This window comes from Pseudomonas sp. KBS0710 (assembly GCF_005938045.2).
Classification (GTDB): domain Bacteria; phylum Pseudomonadota; class Gammaproteobacteria; order Pseudomonadales; family Pseudomonadaceae; genus Aquipseudomonas.
In genome coordinates, this window is record NZ_VCCF02000001.1 from 744,152 (window position 1) to 763,098 (window position 18,947).

The 18,947-nt window shown below is 59.4% G+C and carries 20 protein-coding genes and 1 pseudogene; 8 read left to right on the forward strand and 13 right to left on the reverse strand.

All coding sequences use genetic code 11. From position 1 onward, the window contains the following. The first annotated feature begins 197 nt into the window (after window positions 1-197). Window positions 198-521 (forward strand): DUF2025 family protein, encoded by a 324-nt coding sequence (locus tag FFI16_RS03485; protein WP_138814162.1) that lies wholly within the window; start codon window positions 198-200, stop codon window positions 519-521. A gap of 43 nt (window positions 522-564) precedes the next feature. Here the strand turns inward: FFI16_RS03485 and FFI16_RS03490 are convergent, their stop codons facing one another. Both FFI16_RS03490 and FFI16_RS03495 read right to left on the reverse strand, forming a co-directional pair. Further along, a complete protein-coding gene (locus FFI16_RS03490) occupies window positions 565-885 on the reverse strand; it encodes an antibiotic biosynthesis monooxygenase (protein WP_138814163.1) in 321 nt (106 codons plus the stop codon). Further along, window positions 882-1,589, reverse strand: coding sequence for a CTP synthase (locus FFI16_RS03495; protein ID WP_138814164.1), 708 nt, complete (start codon window positions 1,587-1,589; stop codon window positions 882-884). Before FFI16_RS03495 ends, FFI16_RS03490 begins: the two co-directional genes overlap by 4 nt. 80 nt (window positions 1,590-1,669) lie before the next feature. Between FFI16_RS03495 and FFI16_RS03500 the strand changes: the two genes are divergently transcribed. Then, a complete protein-coding gene (locus FFI16_RS03500; protein WP_138814165.1) occupies window positions 1,670-2,554 on the forward strand; it encodes a LysR family transcriptional regulator in 885 nt (294 codons plus the stop codon). Here FFI16_RS03500 and FFI16_RS03505 read toward each other — a convergent pair. The 4 genes from FFI16_RS03505 to FFI16_RS03520 all read right to left on the reverse strand — a co-directional run bounded on the left by FFI16_RS03505 (window position 2,551) and on the right by FFI16_RS03520 (window position 6,604). Next, window positions 2,551-3,069 (reverse strand): DUF1003 domain-containing protein, encoded by a 519-nt coding sequence (locus FFI16_RS03505; RefSeq protein ID WP_138814166.1) that lies wholly within the window; start codon window positions 3,067-3,069, stop codon window positions 2,551-2,553. The two genes, FFI16_RS03500 and FFI16_RS03505, sit on opposite strands and share 4 nt — an antisense overlap. A 76-nt stretch (window positions 3,070-3,145) precedes the next feature. Next, the gene (locus tag FFI16_RS03510) at window positions 3,146-4,465 is read right to left on the reverse strand and encodes a PAS domain-containing methyl-accepting chemotaxis protein (RefSeq protein WP_138815352.1); all 1,320 of its coding nucleotides are present in this window, start codon (window positions 4,463-4,465) and stop codon (window positions 3,146-3,148) included. A gap of 264 nt (window positions 4,466-4,729) precedes the next feature. After that, on the reverse strand, window positions 4,730-5,788 hold the full coding sequence (locus FFI16_RS03515; protein WP_138814167.1) for a diguanylate cyclase: 1,059 nt from the start codon (window positions 5,786-5,788) through the stop codon (window positions 4,730-4,732). A gap of 189 nt (window positions 5,789-5,977) precedes the next feature. Further along, window positions 5,978-6,604, reverse strand: coding sequence for a TetR/AcrR family transcriptional regulator (locus tag FFI16_RS03520; RefSeq protein WP_138814168.1), 627 nt, complete (start codon window positions 6,602-6,604; stop codon window positions 5,978-5,980). A 132-nt stretch (window positions 6,605-6,736) separates the two neighbouring features. Here FFI16_RS03520 and FFI16_RS03525 point away from each other — a divergent pair, with 132 nt between their 5' ends. The 4 genes and pseudogenes from FFI16_RS03525 to FFI16_RS03540 all read left to right on the forward strand — a co-directional run bounded on the left by FFI16_RS03525 (window position 6,737) and on the right by FFI16_RS03540 (window position 10,896). Further along, entirely contained in the window at window positions 6,737-7,795 is a 1,059-nt protein-coding gene (locus tag FFI16_RS03525; protein ID WP_138814169.1) for an MBL fold metallo-hydrolase, read from the forward strand. Window positions 7,796-7,902: 107 nt separating this feature from the next. Beyond that, window positions 7,903-8,643, forward strand: coding sequence for a hypothetical protein (locus FFI16_RS30615; RefSeq protein WP_256666226.1), 741 nt, complete (start codon window positions 7,903-7,905; stop codon window positions 8,641-8,643). 125 nt (window positions 8,644-8,768) lie between these two features. Beyond that, window positions 8,769-10,284: pseudogene (locus FFI16_RS03535) on the forward strand (amidase family protein). 54 nt (window positions 10,285-10,338) lie between these two features. Continuing rightward, the gene (locus FFI16_RS03540; RefSeq protein ID WP_138814170.1) at window positions 10,339-10,896 is read left to right on the forward strand and encodes an AAA family ATPase; all 558 of its coding nucleotides are present in this window, start codon (window positions 10,339-10,341) and stop codon (window positions 10,894-10,896) included. Here the strand turns inward: FFI16_RS03540 and FFI16_RS03545 are convergent. Next, the gene (locus FFI16_RS03545; protein ID WP_138814171.1) at window positions 10,826-11,206 is read right to left on the reverse strand and encodes an XRE family transcriptional regulator; all 381 of its coding nucleotides are present in this window, start codon (window positions 11,204-11,206) and stop codon (window positions 10,826-10,828) included. The two genes, FFI16_RS03540 and FFI16_RS03545, sit on opposite strands and share 71 nt — an antisense overlap. 189 nt (window positions 11,207-11,395) lie before the next feature. On the opposite strand from FFI16_RS03545, the gene FFI16_RS03550 reads away from it, so the two are divergent. Together FFI16_RS03550 and FFI16_RS03555 are read left to right on the forward strand one after the other, a co-directional pair. Then, window positions 11,396-11,758, forward strand: coding sequence for a hypothetical protein (locus FFI16_RS03550; protein ID WP_138814172.1), 363 nt, complete (start codon window positions 11,396-11,398; stop codon window positions 11,756-11,758). Between the two features lie 43 nt (window positions 11,759-11,801). After that, complete coding sequence (locus FFI16_RS03555) at window positions 11,802-12,467, forward strand: hypothetical protein (protein ID WP_138814173.1); 666 nt, start codon at window positions 11,802-11,804, stop codon at window positions 12,465-12,467. On the opposite strand, the gene FFI16_RS03560 is transcribed toward FFI16_RS03555, so the two are convergent. From FFI16_RS03560 to argH, 6 genes are all read right to left on the reverse strand, one after another. Further along, the gene (locus tag FFI16_RS03560; protein ID WP_138814174.1) at window positions 12,464-13,417 is read right to left on the reverse strand and encodes a hypothetical protein; all 954 of its coding nucleotides are present in this window, start codon (window positions 13,415-13,417) and stop codon (window positions 12,464-12,466) included. The genes FFI16_RS03555 and FFI16_RS03560 overlap by 4 nt on opposite strands. A gap of 155 nt (window positions 13,418-13,572) precedes the next feature. Continuing rightward, window positions 13,573-14,748, reverse strand: a complete 1,176-nt coding sequence (locus FFI16_RS03565) for an MFS transporter (protein WP_138814175.1) — start codon at window positions 14,746-14,748, stop codon at window positions 13,573-13,575. 107 nt (window positions 14,749-14,855) lie between these two features. Continuing rightward, entirely contained in the window at window positions 14,856-15,677 is an 822-nt protein-coding gene (locus FFI16_RS03570; RefSeq protein WP_138814176.1) for an ABC transporter substrate-binding protein, read from the reverse strand. 25 nt (window positions 15,678-15,702) lie between these two features. Then, window positions 15,703-16,467, reverse strand: a complete 765-nt coding sequence (locus tag FFI16_RS03575) for an amino acid ABC transporter ATP-binding protein (RefSeq protein WP_017134648.1) — start codon at window positions 16,465-16,467, stop codon at window positions 15,703-15,705. Window positions 16,468-16,491: 24 nt separating this feature from the next. After that, window positions 16,492-17,370, reverse strand: coding sequence for an amino acid ABC transporter permease (locus FFI16_RS03580; protein WP_138814177.1), 879 nt, complete (start codon window positions 17,368-17,370; stop codon window positions 16,492-16,494). A gap of 106 nt (window positions 17,371-17,476) precedes the next feature. Continuing rightward, window positions 17,477-18,904 carry an argininosuccinate lyase gene (argH, locus tag FFI16_RS03585; protein WP_138814178.1) on the reverse strand — a complete coding sequence of 476 codons (1,428 nt, stop codon included), beginning with the start codon at window positions 18,902-18,904 and terminating at the stop codon, window positions 17,477-17,479. Between the last annotated feature and the right edge of the window lie 43 nt (window positions 18,905-18,947).

Consider the following 18,947-nt stretch of genomic DNA (forward strand, 5'->3'; position numbering starts at 1 on the left):
GCGTCCTTTTTAACAATTGATTGCGAAAGGCGCTATCACCAAACCGACATTAAGCTACTCACGAGGCATTTTTGTGGGTTTTTTTGTGCTGTGTTGCAGTATTCTTGGCCGAAGCTGCCCCGTTAGAGGGCAGTAATTTCTGCCACGCGTGTAAACCATCTTTCCAGTCCCCGTGGGACTTTTCAGTGAGGTTTACCATGCGCATCACTTCCGAGCTTATCTGCCAGGCCGCCGACCAACTCCATGGCTTTGTCGGCCTGAACCGCAAAACCGGCCACTACATCGTGCGTTTCAGCGAAGACGCCTTCGGCATGGACGTGGCCGATGACGGCATCATCCCCACCGCCGAATTTGTCTGGCTGCCGGCCGCCGACCACACCATGACCCTGTCGCGCGAGCGCCTGCAGTTGCTGCTGGACCAGAATATCGATGACCGTATCAACATCACCGAACCGTTGCGCGTGTATATGCGCCGGGTGGAGATCCCGCAGATCAGTGCGTTGCGCAGTTTGGTGAGTTAGGTCCAGGCGAGTGGAGATCTACTTGTTGGAGCGGGTAAGTATTTCAATTCTGGAAGGTGTAAGCCCGCTCCACCTTGCACACGCGGGTGTGAAACGCCGAATACCAATGGGCGCGGCCTTGCTCGCGCACTTGGCTATGTTCGGCTTGTTGCTTCCAGGCCAAAATCGCCGCTTCGCTTGCCCAGTAGGAAACGGTGATGCCCAAGCCGTCTTCCCGCGCTGACTCAACACCCAGAAACCCCGGTTGTTCGCGCGCCAGTTCCAACATACGGTTGGCGGCCTGGCCATAGCCTTGATCGCCTTCGGTACGCAACGAGCTGAAAATTACGGCGTAATAGGGCGGGGCGGGTGTGTTGGCGATCATATCGATTGCGCCTGGCAGGCGTTGAGCAGGGCAACCGCCAGTGGTGGCGTTATCCCTTTAAGTGCTGCGCGTTCGGGCTGAAACAAAGTGGCGACGAAAAACGGATGGTCCAGCAGTTCGATGGCGCGTAGATCGCCCGTCGAATCGTGGCCGCTGGGGATCAGGTCGCCTGCGAGCAATGCCTGGGCGAACGCGGGGTTGATGCCGTAGCTGCAACGGTAACCTTCGTGGGTGTCCAGGCTGGCGTAAGCCTCGGCGATGCGCGTGTAGGGCGCCAGGCGGATGCTGCCAGTGGCCTCGACCAGTGAACACGCAAGCGGCGTGATAACCGCGCGCCTGGCCTCGGGTGCCAGTTCGCCGTGCTCCGCATCCGCCCAGCCCAGCACGTTGCGGGCATATTCGATGACCGCGTGTTGAAAACCACCGCAGGTGCCCAGGAAGGGGCGTTTTTGCTCGCGGGCAAAACGAATCGCCCGCAGTGCGCCGTCGGCATCACGGTAGGGGCTGGCGGGCACGCACCAGAAGCCGTCGAAGGCATGCAGCTCGGTGGCCGGGGTGATCGAGTCCGTATCCAACCAATGCCATTGCACGCTCAGGCCCAAAGCGTCAGCAGCCTGTTGCAGCGCTACGGGGATGGCCTGGTGGGCCGTTACGTCAGGGTTGTAATCCCCGATCAGGGCGAGGTGCAGGGTGGTGGCTTTCATCGCGTATATCCCATGGCTTGTGGTGTCCTGGGGCGCACTATAGATTGGCGCTCACGCAATCAAAATTGGCGTTTGCCCACATGCTCAATGCAGCCACGCACTATCAGCTCGATTACCCGGACCTCTCGCTGATTCTCGCGCTGGTGCGTGGCGGCACCCTGGCGCGGGCGGCGGCGCTGTTGCGGGTGGACGTGTCCACGGTGTTCCGGGCGGTGCGCCGGCTGGAGGCGGCCCTGGGCCAGACCCTGTTCGAAAAAAGCCGCGCCGGCTATCTGCCCACCAGTTTGGCCAGCCACTTGGCGCAGCAGGCCGAACAGGCCGAGCAGGCGTTGGAAGCCGCGCGTATCGGCGTGGAGCAGGGCGGTGAAGTGATCAGCGGCACGGTGCGCCTGACCTGTACCGACTCGGTGCTGCAAGGCTTGCTGCTGCCGGCTCTGGCGCAGTTTATGCCAGCCTACCCGGCGTTGACCCTGGAATTGAGCACCTCCAATGACTTTGCCAACCTCAGCCGCCGCGACGCGGACATTGCCCTGCGCCTGACCAAGACCCCGCCGGAGCATCTGGTGGGCCGGCGATTGGGCTCCGTGGCCTATCAGGTGTATGCCAGTGCAAGTTATGCCCGCGAAAACCAAGGGCGTGAGCTGGCCGAGCTGGTCTGGATCGCGCCGGATGACTTTTTGCCCGATCACGCCACCGTGGCCTGGCGTCGCGAGCATCTGCCGGGCGTACGTCCCAGTTATCGTTGTAACAGCATGCTGTCGGTCGCCGAGCTGGTACGTGCAGGGCTGGGCGTGGCGGCGCTGCCGGACTTTCTGTTGCAAGAAGGTTTGCAACCGCTTGGCCCGGCACTGGCGGGGCGTGATACGGCGCTATGGTTGCTGACGCGCCCGGATTGCCGGGCTCTGCGCTCGGTGGTGACGTTGTTTGATGAATTGGCGCGGCATGTGCGCTGGTCGCAACGTTAGCTTTTTCGCACAAACTGCTCATGCATCTCGCACGTCAACCTCTCGATACGCTCGGTCAGTTGTTTGGTCATTTCCGTCAGCCGGGTGTTCTGCTCCAGCAACTCCAGCAACTGTTTGGTGGTTTGCGCGGCCTGGGCCTGGCGTTCGGTATTGGCGATGGCCAGGGCTTCGCGGTGTTGCGCATCGGCGTCGGACTGGGCTTTGTCGCGGGCGGCCTGGCGTGTCTGGGCCAACAGGATCAGCGGCGCAGCGTAAGCCGACTGCAGGCTGAACGCCAGATTGAGCAAGATGAACGGGTACACGTCAAAATGCGTGACGCCGGTGATGTTCAGCACCACCCACAACACCACGATCGCGGTTTGCGCGCCGAGAAAGGTCGGCGTGCCAAAGAAGCGCGCGAAGGCTTCGGCCTTGAGGGCGAAGGTGTCGTTGCCGAAGGTCGGCGCCAGATGGGCGTGGCCGCGGTGGAAGCGCAGGTGATCGATAGGTACGGCGTCTGGCTTGTCGGGGGTCATGGCGGGCTCGAATCCTAGGCGTTAAGACAAGCTAGCACTATAGACCGAGCCCCCCGCCGGGCACATGAAGAACCGGTCAGTTGTTGCCGCGCTCGTTGGCAAATGCGCTTACCGCTTGCACGGCCTCGGTGGTGCCTTCGCGAATCTGCAGGATCACCGTGCCTGCGCGGTTGGCCAGGTCGACCCCCAGCGCCGCGCGGTCGCGGGTGCTGTCCATGCTCTCGATGGCTTGGCGGGTTTCGTCCTGGATCATCGCGATCATGCTGGAGATCTCCGCCGTCGAGCCGCTGGTACGGGCTGCCAGTTGCCGCACTTCGTCAGCCACCACGGCAAAACCACGGCCTTGCTCACCCGCACGTGCCGCCTCGATGGCGGCGTTGAGGGCCAGCAGGTTGGTCTGGTCGGCGATGCCGCGAATGGTATTGACGATGGCGGTGATCTGCTGCGAACGCTCACCCAGCTTGGCGATCAGTTGCGAGGAGGTGTCGATGTCGGCGGCAATTTCGCGCATGCCGCTGGCAGTTTGCTGAATCACATCGGCGCCTTTTTCGGCCACATCCCGGGTGTTCAGGGAAATATGGTAGGCCTGGGCTGCGCTGGCGGCGTCGGCCGCGTGCTGTTGCACCCTGGCGGTGACGTCGGAGGCGAACTTGACCACTTTGCACAGGCGCCCGCTGGCGTCGTACACCGGGTTGTAGTTGGCTTCGAGCCACAGGGTCTGGCCGTGTTTATCGACGCGCTCGAATTGGCCGTTGAACAGTTCGCCCTGGTTCAAGCGTTTCCAAAACTCGGTGTACGCCGAGCTGTTGGCCAACTCCGGCGTGCAGAACAGACGATGATGTTTGCCCTGGATCTGCGCCAGGCTGTAGCCCATGCGCTGCAGGAAATTGTCGTTGGCCGTGATGATGGTGCCGTCGAGGTTGAACTCGATGACTGCCATGGCGCGGTCAATGGCACCCAGCTTGGCGTTGGCCTCGCTTTCGGCTTGCAGGCGTGGGGTGACATCCATGGCGTACTTCACCACTTTGATCACTTGGCCGGCCTCATCGCGCACCGGGTTGTAGCTGGCTTCCAGCCACACCGACTGGCCATTGCCGGCCAGCCGCTCAAAGGTGCCGGACTGGAATTGGCCATTGCGCAGGTGCGTCCACAATTGGTTGTAGTCGGCGCTGCGGGCAAACGCGGGCGTGCAGAACATCCGGTGTGACTGCCCCAGGATCTGCTCGGCGCGGTAGCCCATGGTCTTGAGGAAGTTGTCATTGGCACGCAGCACGGTGCCTTGCAGGTCAAACTCAATAACGGCCATGGAGCGCTCAATCGCGTCGAGAAGGCTGGCCTGCTGGGCATTGGTATGTTGCAGGGTACTGATGGTTTTTTTATGGGCGTTAAATAGCATGTTCGAGGGCTCGGGGAAGCACGCGTCAGAGGTATCCATGAATAGGCGCCTGACCCCGTATGGCCCTGGGCCTTACGGTTGACTTGCTCATTGTCAGCTTCCTGGTGCTGACAGAGGGGGGCGGAACAAGGGGTTCAGAGTGATCAGCCTGCCAAGAAGTTCGCCGTTAGGGCAGGACCATTATTGGGCAGGCGACCAGTGGCGGCATTATGCTATCGCTGCGAGGCGCGGGCGGAAGATTCAGACGAGGTGTTATCGGACAACTCAAGCGGAATGGGCGACCACGTAGTCGCTGACATTCACCCGGTTACGCCCGGTTTCCTTGGCTGCGTACAGGGCGCGGTCCGCCGCGTTGAGCCACATCGCGGCATCGCTGAACAGCGGCTGGAAGTCTGCGAGGCCAATGCTCAGGCTCACGCGCAACTCGGGAATCTGCGTATTGCGATAGTTGCTGAATTTTTCGCGCATGCGTTCCATGACTTGCGCGGCTTCTTCCAGCGGCATTAACGGCAGAATCACGCAGAACTCATCGCCGCCGTAGCGGCCGGCCAAGTCTTTTTCCCGCAGGTGCAGACGCAATTCCTGACTGAGTTGGCGCAACACCGCATCACCGACAATATGACCGTAAGTGTCATTGATCTGCTTGAAGTGGTCGATGTCGATCAGCGCGATGGTGGCGTGGCTGCCTTGCTGCCGGCACTTGTGGAACTTGAGGTTCAACAGGTCTTTCCATGAGCCATGGTTGAGCAGGCCGGTGAGGCTGTCGATGCGGCTCAGGGCACTGAGGGCGCGTTTGTGTTCCGAGAGCTTGATTGCCAGTTGGTAGCAGACCATGCCGATGGCCATCGGGTAGAGCGTCAGCATCGGCAGACAGGTGTAGACCTGGGTGAGGCTGACGTTGGGGTTGAACTTGACCCCGAATACGCCCCACGCCACCGCAATACCCGCCGTTTGTGCCAACAGCCCGCGCAGAAACAGACGTTTGCCGCCCGCCGCGACATTGTTCATGGTCATCATCGACAGCACAGTCACGGCCGTTAGAGGTGTGAACTGGGTGGCGGCGGCCCAAAAACCACCGAACAGCGAGTCATAGAGCAGGTTGCGCTGTTCCGCCTGATAGGGAAATTGCGAACGGGCCGAGAGCTGATACGCCACATGCGCCCAGGCAAACCCATTGAACAGCAGGAACGCCCACACCCAGCCCGGCATCGCCAAGGGGTAAAGGGCGCCGGCCACACTGATACAACCGATACCCAGGCCGATGATCCTTGGCTTGTAGATACGTCTGGCAAATGAAAGCCCTTTGCCTCGTCTGTTTTCCATAGTGTTCCGGGTCAGCTCTTTTTTGCGGGTACGACAGCGCGCGTCAGCGGGTAGAACCGTTGATCGGATATTAAGTGTGAATATTGTCAGTTATTCGCGTGGGAATAATCAGTGTCCTTCCAGGCCATTTGCGCAGCGCCGCGTGCGAATACGCCAAAAGCGACCTGGAATGTCGCGCATGCAACAGGTTTACCGCGGCCCAGGAGCACGCACTTCGTAACCGGCCAGGAACAGGTCGATGGCCGATTCAATTACGCCGGCCTGGCAGGCGGCGTCCAGCACCGGTTGGCCGAGGGTGATCTGCGGCCAGAACGCGAACGCCTTGAGCAAGCTTTGTATCTGGTGGGCGGCGAAGGCGGGGTCGGTGCAAGACAGCCGGCCGTCTTCCTGCGCGGCGCGTACCCACTGGGTGAAGCCTTCTTCGCGCTTGCTCAGGCGGTTGACCATGTCTTGCGCGCGTTCCGGCGAATGGATGGTGGCGGCAATCGCGACACGGGCCAGGTCAAGGAAGTTGGCGTCCGACATCATCAGCATCTTGGCCTCCAGCAACCCGCGCAGTTGCTCGCGCAGCGGGCGGTCGCTGGCGTAGCTGACGTCCAGTTGGGCCACACTGCTGGCCCACAACTGGTGGAGGATTTCGGCAAACAACTCTTCTTTGCTGGGGAAGTGGTTGTACACCGTGCGCTTGGAAACGCCGGCGGTGGCGGCGATTTTGTCCATGCTGGTGACCTCGAACCCATTCGCGCGAAACTCGGCGATAGCGGCTGCCACAATGGCTTCGCGTTTACGGTCGGTGAGGCGCAGAGGTGCAGTCATGGTCGGCTCTAAAAGGAAATTACACTCGGTAGTTTACTTGCTCAGGGTTTTGTTGCAATCTAGAAACTACACTGTGCAGTGTAGTTGGTCTGCGCGGTGTTTTTTATGAGCCGACCCTGGAGTCACTCTGCAATGGCCACGATATCAACCCGTCTCGACCCCGCGCCTGCTGCGCCCAAGACTGCGGAGCAGGCGCCAGGGCATTTCAGCAACGACGCCCCGGTGCAGCACGGTGGCTTTGGCAAAACCTTGCGCATTTTTTGGAACATGCTGTTCAACAAGCCACTCAGTACGCGCCCGGTGGGCAAGATCCCGGTGCAACCGCTGACGCGTGAGCTACTGTTGGCAGCCCCCGATCACAGTGTGTTTCGCCTGGGGCATTCCACCGTGCTGCTGAAAATGCGTGGCAAGTTCTGGGTCACTGACCCGGTGTTTGCCGAGCGCGCTTCGCCTTTCAGTTGGGCTGGGCCAAAGCGCTTTCATCAGCCGCCGATCAGCCTTGAAGACCTGCCGCCGCTCGAAGCGGTGATCCTTTCCCACAATCACTACGACCACCTTGACCGCAACGCGGTGACCCAACTGGCCGACAAGACCCGCTACTTTCTGGCGCCGCTGGGCGTGGGCGACACGCTGGTGAAGTGGGGCGTGGACGCCAGCAAAGTCCGGCAACTGGATTGGTGGGCAGGTACCGAGGTCGATGGCATCCGTTTTATCGCCACACCGGCCCAGCATTTCTCCGGGCGTGGCCTGTTTGATGGCAACCAGACCTTGTGGTGTTCCTGGGTGATGATCGACGGCGCGCGGCGGATCTTTTTCAGCGGCGACACCGGTTATTTCGATGGCTTCAAACGGATCGGCGAACAGTACGGCCCGTTTGACCTGACGCTGATGGAAACAGGTGCTTACAACGTCGACTGGCCTCATGTGCATATGCAGCCCGAGCAAACCCTGCAAGCGCACATCGACCTCAAAGGCCGCTGGTTGCTGCCGATCCACAACGGCACCTTCGACCTGGCCTTCCACGCCTGGCACGAACCGTTCGACCGCATCATGGCCCTGGCCTGGGAGCGCAACGTGTCGATCACCACGCCGGCGATGGGACAGGCGTTCAGCCTGCACCAGCCGGAGCGCGGGCACGCATGGTGGTTGGAGGTGGAAACTCAGGGTGTAAAAGAACACGCAACGGGTTGAAACGTTGCCGCCTGGAAAAAGGATTTTCAGGGTGTTTCAGGGCTGCGACAAACGCCAGATGAGAGTGCGATGATCCCGCGTAATCAATTGTCGGGAGTCGGGTTCTGATGGAAAAAAACTGTAGCGAACATTGGCGGTTGGGGATGCCGTGTTGCCCGGGCCTGTCCTTGCCTGTGACCGAGGAGGCGGGCAGCGCAGGGCAGGCGGACGAGTCCGTTCATGCTAAACCCGAGAACCTGAGCCGCGCAGGTATCGTCTTTGGCGCGGCGCACGTGGTGGGCGCGGCGCCGATTCCCGGCTACAACGCGCCGGCCCTACCGGCAAGACCCGCGCGGGATCCCGCGTTATCACTCGCGGCTTTAAGTGGTATCGACCCCACTGGGCCGGTCATGGTTGAAGTCCCCCTGGTGCTGAATAACACCAGCTTTACGGCTACCCAGTTGCTATCGGGTTGGCGTATCGGCTTTGCTGATCGCTATGTGCAAGGCGATCATCGCGAAGCCGTCGAACACAGCGAAGCCTTGTGTGCGGCCTTCGATCTCCTGCGTCAGGCCGGTGCGCAACTGGTGCCGGTGGACGCGCGGCGTGAAGACAGCAGCCTGCAATTTTCCCTGCAAAGTAATGAGATCGACGACCTCGTGACCGCGCATCGCCTGGATGCACTGGTCTCCGGCAGTGAGAGTGGCGCGTTTCATCGTGCCTGCGTCAGCGGGTATCCCTCACTCAGCGAACCATTGGGCGATGGGGCGAAGCTATGGTTTTACGGTGCTCGATGGTCGCGTGATGCATTGCCGCTGTTGTTGCGTGCCTATCGCCAGATCCGCGCCGGCGCGTTAAAGGACGCGTAACAACTACAGGAAGTGCTGAACCCTCTTACGATGTGAAGGGAGACTGCCTGAAGGTCTTGAACACCTGGTTTTTTTAGAATGGCGGACTACATCCCGTATGAATTCTGAACTCAGGAGAGACCTTTATGACGGTTGCCTACAGCATCTATTCGATGATTCGTCAGGCTGCGCAAGCCCTGCCAGCGCAGACCTCGTCCGTAACCGCGACGCCAATAGCTGCAAAGCCCGTTGCGCCAGAGACTGCATACGCAAGCGTTCGCGAACTGGGCGAACAAATGGCTCGGCCGAACGGGCTTACGTCGCTTGATCTGGTGAACTTCCTGCAAGAGCGTATCCGCACGCTGGACCCTCATCTGTGCTCCGTCATCGAACTCAACCCTGATGCACTAGAGGCTGCGCGCGAACTGGACCGTGAACGCGCCAATGGCAAGGTGCGAGGCCCGTTGCACGGCATACCCATATTGCTCAAGGACACCATCGAAACCACCGGCATGCAAACCAGTGCAGGCGCATTCGGTCTTGTGGGGGGCGGCTGCCGGCAAGAATGCTCCTCTGGTCGATTACCTCATCAAGCAAGGGGTGGTGATATTGGGTAAAACCAACATGACCGAAATGGCTGGGTTTCGCGATGGCCCCGATGGTTGGAGTAGCCGAGGCGGGCAAACACTTAACCCTCACCGTGCGGGTGCCGACGTCGGCGGCTCCAGTTCGGGGTCTGCCGCAGCGGTAGCGGCCGGGCTGGCACCTCTGGCGGTCGGTGCAGAAACCAATGGTTCGATCATCGTACCGGCGGCGCTCAATGGTGTGGTGGGGCTCAAACCCAGCGTGGGCTTGTTGGATCGCAACGGGATTATTCCCGCCAGCCGCCGACAAGACACACCCGGCCCCATGGCTCGCTCGGTGTATGACGTTGCGTTGATGCTCAATGCCATGTCCGGCAGTGACCCTGGCGATCCCGAAAGCCTGGGCGCCCCCCAAGGCATCGACTACACCACACTGCTGGTGCCCGGTGCGTTGAAAGGCAAGCGTATCGGTTATCCCGCAACATTTACCTTCAACGGTGAAAGTTTGCCGGTGGACAACAGCCCGCAATTTAGCAAGACACTGCAAGTCCTTCGTGAGCAAGGCGCTACGTTGATACCGATCAACCTGCGGCTGGCAGATGCTTCACGTTATGACGAACTGTTGCTCTCGGACGTGAAGGAAGAGCTGAATGCCTACCTGGCCAAACGTCCGGGCCTGCCGGTCACATCATTGGCCGAGTTGATAGCATTCAACCAAGACCGTGATGGCACCGTGGAGGACCATCAACCGGAACTCAAGAAAATCAGCGCCTCCACCCTGACCCCGGAGCAACGCAAGACATTGTGGGACGAGCTTATCCAGGATTTTCGCAGCTCTGTGGATGACCCGATCAAGGACGAAAACCTGCATGCCATGGTGTCCGACTTCGAGACCAACATCTACTTCGCGGTTGCCGCCGCAGGTTACCCAGGAATAACCGTGCCTTCTGGGAAGAATGAAGATGGCTTGCCGACCGGTGCCTATTTCTTCGGCACCCGCTGGGCCGAGCCCGCTTTGCTGGCAGTCGCTTACGGGTACGAGCAAGCAGCCCAAGCCGGTGTAAAACCCGGGCTTTAAATGACGCGCTGCGTGCTACTGCGCGTATTACACTCACTGCCATGGAGGGCAGGCATGGCCTACAAAATTCACATCCTCGGCGCTGCGGGCGCCGGTACCTCGACTCTAGGCCGGGCTCTGGCCAAACGCCTGGGCGTTGCTTATTTCGACTCTGACTATTTCTACTGGCAACAAACGTCAGAGCCTTTCACGGTCGCCCGGCCCAAGGATGAACGCATCCGCCTGCTGCAGGAACAGAGTGCCGGCCTTGAGGGCTGGGTACTGTCCGGTTCACTGTGCGGCTGGGGCGACGCCATGATCCCGCAGTTCACCCATGTGGTGTTCCTGCGCCTGGACCCGCAGTTGCGCCTGCACCGCCTGCAACTGCGCGAAGTGCAACGCTACGGCGAACAGATCCTGGAAGGCGGTAGCCGCCACGAAAACAGCGTCGCATTCCTGGCCTGGGCCGCCCGTTACGATGGCGGTAACCACAGCTTACGCAGCTTGAGACGGCATGAAAGCTGGTTGAAACCGCTGACCTGCCCGGTGCTTCGGTTGGACTCTACGCACCATTCGGCTGAGGCGCTGGTGAGTCATTTGATGCCGCTGCTGAGCCCATCAATCGCGCGATGAGGCTGGGTGCGGCGGGCTCGGCGGGGGCGGCCTCAAACTTGCGCGCGCTCATCCCCCAGCCTGGCGCAAACCCTGGGAAAAACACCAGGCCTTCAGCCTCCAGCCGGAACGCGAGGGCTAGCCGAGCTTCATCCTCGACCTCGCCCAGGCTTTCAAAGCGCTGAACCACCTCCACCGCCAACCCGGCCTGGCGGGCCAGGTCTTCGCGGCTCCAACCCAGCATCACGCGGGCCTGTGCGCTGTGTTTGGCGGTGAATTGGTGCAGGACAATCTGCTGTTCTACGTAAGAGCTCATTGCCAGAGAGGACATGGGGTTTCTCCAGGTTCGACGGGGGAAGGCAAACTATACTGTGTTTTTGTACAGTTGTTTGTACCGCTCATCAACTGGATTTTTTATCGGGTTCTCACTTGCTGTCTCCAGAAGGGCTGTGGAGGTTGCAACGCTCGCAGGTGAATAGGAAAATCCACAGACTGATCGAGCTGACGAGAGAACGACGCCATGTCTATTTCCGAAAGTGATTGGAAGAAATTCAAAGGCTTGAGGGCATTGGCCCTTGATCGCTTTTGCCTCGGCGTCCTCGCGGATGCCAGGACCATCAGCGAGCACGGTGCATTGTCCGCTCACGCCCGGTACCTAATGCTGTACGGCGTGATTCATGCCCGCAACAAGGATATGGCCGATATGTTCGACTATTACAGTCGCTCATCAGCCTATTCGTGCCTGGCATCAATGGTGCACCACGACCTGTTGACCGACGCCGAGTTGGCAATACTCAGCGAAGAAACGCTTGATGCCATCAGCTATGCCGTCAGGCAGCCTTATGAACTTGAGTGGGTTGAGGAGCGATTGCCGCGCGAGTAAATAGGGCACACTTGGCGTTGATCACTTTGCGCAGGAACACAGTGTGCTTACATTTAATTGCTCACAAGCCGGCAGCGACTTTTTCAGCCGTATTCACAAGGGTAAGAAAATTACCCCAGTTGAAAAACCACCGATACCGAGCGCAGAGGGGGATGCGCTGCACGCCGACCCTAACCAGTGGCTGGTCCATGCGGCAACAGTTAAACGTAAGCATGTGCTGGTGGCGACGCATTTGAAGACGCGCTACAGCATGCTGTTTTTCGATATGAAAAAGGCCGATGACGCGGGTTTTGTGAAAACATTTACCCATCGCTGGGCCGATGGTGTGATGAATATAGCGTTGAAGTGTGGCGTGCTGGACATACTCTCGCCGCAGGTTTGTGATCCGCTGCTGAGTGGCTTGGGGAGCACTTATTGCTTTTACCCGCGCAGCGACCGCAGCAGCCAGGGCCAAATCAATGAAATCCTGCGCGTATTCAAATGGGACGCTGAAGGTTTCGACTTTGTAAAGCAGCCGTGGAGTGCGCGACGTTATGACGAAGCCATCAATCGCACGCCCAGAACCATTCCCGGGATAAAGGGCTATGGTTGGCCGGAGGAAGAAATGCTGATTCACTGGCTGACGACATTTGGCGCGATAGACGCGGCCACCGCCCGAGCTGCACGCGAACAATACCGGCAAGCTCAGCGATCACGCGCCCTTTCCTAATGCTCCTGCATTCCTGGCGCCTCACGAATGATCAAGTGGTCCAGGTTCTCGATATTGGCGCTGAACACTCCGAATGTCTGCTCGGGGTTCTTCTTGCTCGGCACCTGTTTTAGCTCTGGCGTCACCCCGTAAAAAAAGCAATACAAGGCTCGTTCGCTACTGGCTGCCGCCTTGATCTGCTCCAGGAACGCCGTGCGCTTGCGGTAGTTTTCGATGAGTTTTTTACTCAGGTAGACGTTCACCGAATAAGGCTTTTTGTCGAGCCACACCTTTTTTTCGAAGTCGATGCGAAAGCTGCTGGTGTAATCCTTGATCGCTTTGATCTTGCCCCAGTAGATCAGGCCTTTGTTGTCTTGCAGGTATTCGATCTTCTTGAAGAATGTCCAGTAGGTCGCGGTGTGCTCACCCACCTTCAACGGCATGGACTTGAGCTTGTCCTTGTCGTCGATATTCGACACATAGCACTCGACCGGGTGTGCGAAGACGCTGGTTTTGTCCGGGGTTGTGTCGCTGCTGAAGTGGGATGAGCGGGTACTGGTTGCAGGCGCCTTCGCCGAATCTTGTGGGACGCTTCCCTCAATAACGACGGGCGGTGTCTTGCGTTGGTACTGACGCCGCGTCAGTACAAATTCCGATGGGAAATTGTCCTCGCGCTCGTCGTCGCTTTCACCTGTTGCGCCCTTGTGCGTGCTGGCATAGCGGCAGCCGTCGATATGCCGGGTGCTGGTCTTGTTCTTGAAGTGTGGCGTGCGCTGGTAGTTGACGTTTTTCGCGTTGAATGTGCTCAGCGTATTGCCCGTTTCGAACGCCGCGCGGCATTCATCGTTGGGGCACAGGAAGCTGTCCTTGTCGGAGTCGAAGTCGGCGGTTTCGTCGAAATTCAGGTCTCGAACGTCGTAGATCGACAGCTTGTCGTCGAGACTCAGGCTGTAGGCCGTGTCGAATTTCATGGGGCTCGGGTCCGTGAGATGAATGACTGGATATTACGCAAATACCAGACTTTACGGAGAGCAAAATGTGGGAGCGGGCTTGCCTGCGATAGCGCCGTGCCAGTTTGCACATCCCAACCTGACACTCCGCTATCGCAGGCAAGCCAGCTCCCACATTAGATAAGCGGCGTGCCAGCTACACGGCGTCCGCTTAAGAAACACAGGCTTCCACCGATAGCCGTTAATGCGCCCAACGCATAGAACATGCTGGTCGGCGCAGCGTTGATCAGCAAATAGCCGCAAATAACCGGGCTCATCGCTCCGCCGAACGCCGCGAGGTTTTGTGCGCCGTAGTAACTGCCGCGCAATGCGTCTGGGGCGATGGTGTCGATAAACAGGAATTCCGACGGGTAAATGATCATCTCGCCCAGGGTAAACACGAACATCGCCAGGCACCAGGTGAGCAGACTGTGAGCCTGGCTGAAACCGATCAGCCCGGCAATGAACAGCAACGTGCCCAGCACGATCCAGTAGCGCAGTTGTTCGCGCTTGAGAAACCGGCCAATCTGGTACTGCATCGCAATCACGGTGATGGCGTTGCAGGCCAGCACTGCCGACAAAATCTTCAGCGCCTCGGCGGGCTTGTAGGCCACCAGCAGAAATTGCGACAGATAAAGGGTGTAGCGCCCGTGGACGATGGTGCTCAACAGGCTGCCACTGGTGAACAGGATCAGCGTACGGTCGCTGCGCAAGGTGCGCAGCGTGCTGAGGAAGCTCAAGGGTTTGTGGCTGTCATCGCGTTGAGTCGGTGGGATGCCGATCATCAGGAACAGGCTGCCAAACGCAATGGCGCTGGCGATCAAAAACGGTGCCAATTGCATGTGCCCGGCAATCACTACGCCGACCATCGGCCCGGTGGCGTAGCCGACGTTGGTCAGGGTGTAACGCAGGGAAAACACCTTGGCGCGATCACCCACGGGCAAGTTCTCGCTGATGATGGCTTTGGAGCCAATCAGGAACAGCGCCGAGGCGGCTTCGGTAATCACCAGGGTCAGGGTGGTGAGATAGAGGTTGCTGGCAAACGTCAGCAACAGAAAACCGATGGAGCTGGAGAGCATGGCCAGGATCAGCAGCTTGCGCTTCTCCAGGCGGTCGATGATGTAGCCGCCATACAGGCCCAGCAACGTGGCGATGAATACGGCGATGCCCATCAGCAGGCCGATGTCCTGCTGGTTGAGGCCCAGTCGGGTACTCAAGAGCAAGGTCAGCAACGGGCTGGTCATGGCGCGGCTGACCACGATGGTCACCGAGCAGATCATCAGGCGGCGAATTACCAGGGAGTAGGTGGCCACGGTGGGGGCGAGCGTCCTTGTTATTTTTCAATACAACACAATTCAAATCTGAACACAGATCCAATGTGGGAGCAGGCAAGCCAGCTCCCACATTCTAGATCGTGTGTTTATTGGCCGGCATTGATGGAGATTTTTTCCACCGCACCCTGCTCCAGATCCCACTTCTTCAAGATCTTGCCGTAGGTGCCATCATCCACCATGCCCTGCAGCGCTTCACTGATCGCCGTGACCAACTCAGTGTTGCTCTTCTCAATCCCCAGCCCGGTGAACTGCTTGGAAATCGCCAAACCCACCGGCTTGTACTTGCCCTTATCCAGCGACATCAGATAAGGAATGGTCTCGCTGCCCTGCATCGCCGCATCCAGACGGTTCTGCTGCAACTGCGCGCGTGCATCTGCCGAGCCTTCGGTGCCGATCACCACAATGGCCGGCTTACCGGCGGCTTCGCAGTTTTCCTTGCTCCACGCGGCAATTTCCGACGGCCAGGTAGTACGGCGGCTGGTGCCGACTTTTTTACCGCACAGGTCTGTCAATTCCTTGAGGTCTTCACGCTTGGCCAAGGTGTACAGCTGCGGGCCGCTGGTGAAGTAGTCGATGAAGGTCACGGCCTTTTGGCGTTCGGCGGTGTCGGTCATGCCCGACAGCACAATGTCGACGCGCTTGGTGGTCAGGCCGCTGAGCATCTGCTCAAAGCCGGTTTCCTGCCACTTGATCTTCACGCCCAGGCGCTCGGCCAGTGCATTGCCCAGGTCGAAATCCAGGCCCGTGAGCTTGTTGGTGGCGGTGTCCTTGAAATCCATCGGCGGGTAGTTCGGCACGATAGCGGCGCTGATCTCACCCTTGTCCTTGATTGCCGCCGGCAATGCCGCGAATACACACGAAGAGGCCATCAGGCCTGCGAGCAACGTTGGGATAAACAATTTTTTCATGGGGGCGTTCTCGTTAGTTTTTTAGTTAAGTGCGAACGGCAGAAATAAAGCTTTGGGTACGCGGGTTTTGTGGGCTTATTAGAATTTCTTCGGGGCTGCCGGCTTCCACAATCTGGCCGGCATCCATAAACACCATGCGGTTGGACACTTCGCGAGCGAAGCCCAGCTCATGGGTGACCACGATCATGGTCATGCCGGTGGTGGCCAAATCGCGCATCACCGACAGCACTTCGCCTACCAACTCCGGGTCAAGTGCCGACGTGGGTTCGTCGAATAACATCAGCTTGGGGCGCATCGCCAAGGCGCGGGCAATGGCCACACGCTGTTGCTGGCCGCCGGACAATTCCACCGGGTAAGCATTGCGCTTGTCCGCCAGGCCGACGCGGGCCAGCAGTTCCAACGCATCTTCGATGGCTTCCTTGGGCGAGCGCTTGAGCACCTGTACCGGGCCTTCGATGATGTTCTGCAACACGGTCATATGCGGGAACAAATTGAAGCGCTGAAACACCATGCCGGTGGCCAGGCGCTGGCGGGCAATCTGCGATTCATTCATTTCATGCAGCTTATTGCCGACCACCCGGTAACCCACCAACTCGCCGTCGACCCACAGGCCGCCCTTGTCGATTTTTTCCAGCTGGTTGACGCAACGCAGCAGCGTGCTTTTGCCCGAACCGGACGGGCCGATGATGCACATCACTTCGCCTTGCTCGACCTCGATATTGATGTCACGCAACGCGTGATACTGGTCGTAATACTTGTTCAGGTTGACGGCCTTGACGATGCTTCTCATGGGGCAAATCTCCTCAACCCAAACTTACGAGCGCTTGCCGGCGCCGCGGGCAAAACGACGCTCGAGGCGGCTTTGGCCAAATGAAAGAACAGTCACCACCGCCAGGTACCAGATACCGGCCACAATCAGCAGCTCCATGACGCGGGCGTTGGCGTAGTAGATGTTTTGCGCGTTGTGCAGCAGCTCCGAGTACTGGATCACACTGGCCAGGCTGGTCATTTTCACCATGCTGATGAACTCGTTGCCTACCGGCGGAATGATCACCCGCATGGCCTGCGGCAGAATCACCCTACGCAGAGCTTGCAAGCTCGGCATGCCGATGGACTTGGCGGCTTCATACTGGCCGGTATCCACCGAGAGCAACCCGGCGCGCACCACTTCGGCGGTGTAGGCGCCCTGGTTGATGCTGAGGCCGAGCAGGGCGGCTACAAACGGGGTCATCAGGTCAACGGTGTCGATGCTGAACAGGCCGGGAATCGCGATTACCGGGAAAATCAGCGCCAGGTTGAACCACAGCAGCAATTGCAGAATCAGCGGTGTGCCCCGGAACAGCCAGGTGTAAGTGATGGCCACATACCGCAGGATCGGGTTGGCCGACATGCGCATGATCGCCGTGACCACCCCGATCACCACGCCCAACGCCATCGCCAGGATCGACATGACGATGGTGTTGACCAGGCCCCAGAGGATGGCTTCAGACGTAAGGAACTGGCCGATGTAGGACCATTCGATCTGGCCATTGGCAAATGCACGCAACAACGCGGCCAGGGCGATCACGATCAAGGTGGCAAAAAACATCCGCCCGTAATAACGCCGAGGCACGTGCTCGTACTGCGTGATATCGAACTGGTTCTCGGACAACTTGCGCTCGGCTTCCAAGCGCTCCGCCGGGGTTTGGTTCATGGTGTTACTCCACTGCTGTACTCGATCCAACTGTTAAAACACGGTCCAAATGTGGGAGCTGGCTTGCCTGCGAAAGCGCCAGCAAACTCACCACAAAAGCCCAGGTTTAAATCCGAAACCCCTGATAACTCTCGGCCCATTTTTGCTGAGCCGCCAACGCCACCTTCAACCGCCCAATCTGCTCCCGAACCCGCTCCGGTGCCGTCCCACCCCAGCCACTGCGCGCCGCAATTGCGGCCTCCAGGGTCAGGCACTCACGCACCTCAGGCAGCAACCGAGCATCCACCTCTGCCAACATCGCCGGCGAGGCTTCCCACAACTCAATCTCCTGCTGCTCACAGGCCTGCACCAACGCGCCGGTAATCTCATGCGCCTCTTTAAACGGCACACCGCGAGTGGCCAACCAATCCGCCACCTCGGTCGCCAAGGTAAAGCCCATCGGTGCCTGACGCCGCAGCTCCTCTACCTGCACCTTCATGGTCGCAACCATCCCGGCCATCGCCGGCAGCACTAGCAGCAAGGTGTCGACGCTGTCCAACACACTGTGCTTGTCTTCACTCAGATCGCGGTTGTACGACAGCGGCAAGGATTTAAGCGTCGACATCAACCCGGTCAGGTTGCCAATCAAGCGCCCAGCCTTGCCCCGTGCCAGTTCGGCAATGTCCGGGTTCTTTTTCTGCGGCATGATCGAGCTGCCGGTGGCGTAGGCATCGTCCAATACCACCCAGCGAAATTGGCGCGACGACCACAGGCAAAACTCCTCCGACAGCCGCGAAATATTCACCCCGAGCATGCCCGCCACAAACAGGAATTCCGCCACATGGTCCCGGCTGGCCACCGCATCAATGGAGTTTTCGCACGGCCCGGTGTAGCCCATCTCCTTGGCCGAATGCTCCGGCTGGCGCGCAATTGCGGAACCGGCCATGGCTGCGGCACCCAACGGCGACAACGCCGTGCGCGCGTCCCAATCCACCAAACGTTGCACATCACGCAGCATCGACTGCGCATGGGCGAGCAAATGGTGGGCGAACACAATCGGTTGCGCCTGCTGCAAATGGGTAAAGCCCGGGCAAATGCTGTCGATGTGTTGCTCGGCCTGCTCCACCAGCGCCTGCTGCAAACCCAACACCTCGGTGGTGATGGTGCGCGCATGGTCACGCAGGAACAGGCGCAGGTCATTGGCGGTCTGGTCGTTACGCGAACGCCCGGCGCGCAACTTGCCGCCCAAGGCGCCCAGGCGCTCGGTCAATACGCGTTCGATAAAGGTGTGTACGTCCTCGTCATCCAGGGTTGGATGCAGGCGCCCGGCGGCGAAATCGTCACCGATACGGTCCAGGGCTTCGAGGGTGCGCAAGGTTTCCGATTCATCCAGCAACCCGGCGCGCTGCAACTCACGGGCATGGGCACGGGAGCCGGCCAGGTCGTAGGGCGTCAGGCGGAAATAGCGCTCAGGGCAACGCGACAACGCGGCCAAAGCAGCAGACGGGCCGGTCTTGAAACGAGCACCCCAAAGGCGGTCGGTGGGCTGGGACATCGGTATTCCTCACGCTTGTTTTTAGAAGAGTCGGAGGCAGTAA

Bases quoted from the DNA above. Each gene is read 5' to 3' on its own strand.
- FFI16_RS03560 (WP_138814174.1), bottom strand. From the start codon at position 13,417: ATGAAATTCGACACGGCCTACAGCCTGAGTCTCGACGACAAGCTGTCG.
- FFI16_RS03580 (WP_138814177.1), bottom strand. From the start codon at position 17,370: ATGAACCAAACCCCGGCGGAGCGCTTGGAAGCCGAGCGCAAGTTGTCC.
- FFI16_RS30615 (WP_256666226.1), top strand. From the start codon at position 7,903: ATGGAAAAAAACTGTAGCGAACATTGGCGGTTGGGGATGCCGTGTTGC.
- FFI16_RS03515 (WP_138814167.1), bottom strand. From the start codon at position 5,788: ATGGAAAACAGACGAGGCAAAGGGCTTTCATTTGCCAGACGTATCTAC.
- FFI16_RS03500 (WP_138814165.1), top strand. From the start codon at position 1,670: ATGCTCAATGCAGCCACGCACTATCAGCTCGATTACCCGGACCTCTCG.
- FFI16_RS03570 (WP_138814176.1), bottom strand. From the start codon at position 15,677: ATGAAAAAATTGTTTATCCCAACGTTGCTCGCAGGCCTGATGGCCTCT.
- FFI16_RS03575 (WP_017134648.1), bottom strand. From the start codon at position 16,467: ATGAGAAGCATCGTCAAGGCCGTCAACCTGAACAAGTATTACGACCAG.
- FFI16_RS03490 (WP_138814163.1), bottom strand. From the start codon at position 885: ATGATCGCCAACACACCCGCCCCGCCCTATTACGCCGTAATTTTCAGC.
- FFI16_RS03505 (WP_138814166.1), bottom strand. From the start codon at position 3,069: ATGACCCCCGACAAGCCAGACGCCGTACCTATCGATCACCTGCGCTTC.
- FFI16_RS03540 (WP_138814170.1), top strand. From the start codon at position 10,339: ATGGCCTACAAAATTCACATCCTCGGCGCTGCGGGCGCCGGTACCTCG.
- FFI16_RS03520 (WP_138814168.1), bottom strand. From the start codon at position 6,604: ATGACTGCACCTCTGCGCCTCACCGACCGTAAACGCGAAGCCATTGTG.
- FFI16_RS03550 (WP_138814172.1), top strand. From the start codon at position 11,396: ATGTCTATTTCCGAAAGTGATTGGAAGAAATTCAAAGGCTTGAGGGCA.
- argH (WP_138814178.1), bottom strand. From the start codon at position 18,904: ATGTCCCAGCCCACCGACCGCCTTTGGGGTGCTCGTTTCAAGACCGGC.
- FFI16_RS03495 (WP_138814164.1), bottom strand. From the start codon at position 1,589: ATGAAAGCCACCACCCTGCACCTCGCCCTGATCGGGGATTACAACCCT.
- FFI16_RS03525 (WP_138814169.1), top strand. From the start codon at position 6,737: ATGGCCACGATATCAACCCGTCTCGACCCCGCGCCTGCTGCGCCCAAG.
- FFI16_RS03485 (WP_138814162.1), top strand. From the start codon at position 198: ATGCGCATCACTTCCGAGCTTATCTGCCAGGCCGCCGACCAACTCCAT.
- FFI16_RS03545 (WP_138814171.1), bottom strand. From the start codon at position 11,206: ATGTCCTCTCTGGCAATGAGCTCTTACGTAGAACAGCAGATTGTCCTG.
- FFI16_RS03510 (WP_138815352.1), bottom strand. From the start codon at position 4,465: ATGCTATTTAACGCCCATAAAAAAACCATCAGTACCCTGCAACATACC.